Origin of the sequence: Streptomyces sp. WELS2 (assembly GCF_013870595.1) — a bacterium.
Classification (GTDB): domain Bacteria; phylum Actinomycetota; class Actinomycetes; order Streptomycetales; family Streptomycetaceae; genus Streptomyces.
This window is the reverse complement of record NZ_JACBWZ010001104.1, coordinates 1-1750: the sequence shown is the minus strand read 5'-3', so window position 1 is coordinate 1750 and position 1750 is coordinate 1. Positions and strand designations below refer to the sequence as shown.

The following is a 1750-nucleotide window of genomic DNA, read 5'->3' as shown; positions in this document are numbered from 1 at the left end:
GCCGCCCCGCCCGGACCCCGCCCCGGACTCCTCCGGGCCTCTTTGGAGGAACCTCCGACAAACCCACCCCCCGGTCTTCGGCGACCTTGCCATTAGGCTGACCCCGTGAAGGTCCTTGTCATCGGCGGCGGCGCCCGCGAACACGCCCTGTGCCGCTCCCTGTCCCTCGACCCCGACGTCACCGCGCTGCACTGCGCCCCCGGCAACGCCGGCATCGCCGAGGTGGCCGAGCTGCACCAGGTCGACGCGCTCGACGGTGCCGCCGTGGCCGGACTGGCCACCCGCCTCGGTGCCGAACTGGTCGTCGTCGGCCCGGAGGCCCCGCTGGTCGCCGGTGTGGCCGACGCCGTCCGCGCGGCCGGCATCCCGGTGTTCGGCCCGTCCGGGGAGGCCGCCCGGATCGAGGGGTCCAAGGCGTTCGCCAAGGACGTCATGGCGGCGGCCGGGGTGCCCACCGCCCGCTCCTACGTCTGCACCGGCGCCGAGGAGGTCGCCGAGGCCCTGGACGCCTTCGGCGCCCCGTACGTCGTCAAGGACGACGGTCTGGCCGCCGGCAAGGGCGTGGTCGTCACCTCCGACATCGAGGCCGCCAAGGCGCACGCCGCCGGGTGCGACCGGGTGGTGATCGAGGAGTTCCTCGACGGCCCCGAGGTGTCCCTCTTCGCCATCACCGACGGCGAGACCGTCGTACCGCTCCAGCCCGCCCAGGACTTCAAGCGCGCCCTGGACGGCGACGAGGGCCCCAACACCGGCGGCATGGGCGCGTACTCGCCGCTGCCGTGGGCCGACCCGAAGCTGGTCGACGAGGTGCTGCAGACCGTGCTCCAGCCGACGGTGGACGAGATGCGCCGCCGGGGCACGCCCTTCTCCGGGCTGCTCTACGCCGGTCTCGCGATCACCTCGCGCGGGGTCCGGGTCATCGAGTTCAACGCCCGCTTCGGCGACCCCGAGACCCAGGTCGTGCTGGCCCGCCTGAAGACGCCGCTGGCCGGCGTGCTGATGGCCGCCGCCACCGGGAACCTGGCCGACCTCGCGCCGCTGCGCTGGAGCGAGGACGCGGCCGTCACCGTCGTCGTCGCCTCGCACAACTACCCCGGCACCCCGCGCACCGGCGACCCGATCACCGGGCTGGACGCGGTGGCCGCCGAGGACGCCCCGCACGCGTACGTGCTGCACGCCGGTACGAAGCACCAGGGCGACGCGGTCGTCAGCGCCGGCGGACGCGTGCTGTCCGTCACGGCCACCGGCAAGGACCTGGCCGAGGCGCGCGAGCGGGCCTACCGGGCGGTGGGCCGGATCGGCCTGGACGGCTCCCAGTACCGCACCGACATCGCGGCGAAGGCGGCGCAGTCCCCGGGCGCCTGAGCCCACACCCTTCTGACCTGCACGTATGACACCCAGGCCCCGGATCGCAAATCCGGGGCCTGATCTTTGCTGTCTGTCACCCAGCTCTGACCAAAGCCATTCCATCGAGTGAGCGATCGGCTATCCGGCTGACGGGGGCCCAGGCCCCAACTAGGGTGCCGCGCAAGCGTTCCGGCACTTGGCCCACCGGCATTGCGATGTCGGTGGCGGGTGCCACAGTGGGGGAGTGGGCAACACCAGGGCAGCACACGAGCGGCAGGGAGGGGGCGAGATCGGCACGTGACCGGAATCGGTGTGGAGGCGGGCGCGCAGGCCGCGCGCTCCCGGGCCCTCGGCGAGCTGGCCGAGGGGCTTGTCGAAGCGGGCGGAGGCGCGGACGATGCCG

1 protein-coding gene is annotated in these 1750 nt (G+C 73.8%); it reads left to right on the top strand.

Annotated elements, in window-relative coordinates; all coding sequences use genetic code 11:
• Positions 1–105 precede the first annotated feature (105 nt).
• Positions 106–1365 carry a phosphoribosylamine--glycine ligase gene (gene purD / locus H5J33_RS34075; RefSeq protein WP_181798532.1) on the top strand — a complete coding sequence of 420 codons (1260 nt, stop codon included), beginning with the start codon at positions 106–108 and terminating at the stop codon, positions 1363–1365.
• Positions 1366–1750 lie beyond the last annotated feature (385 nt).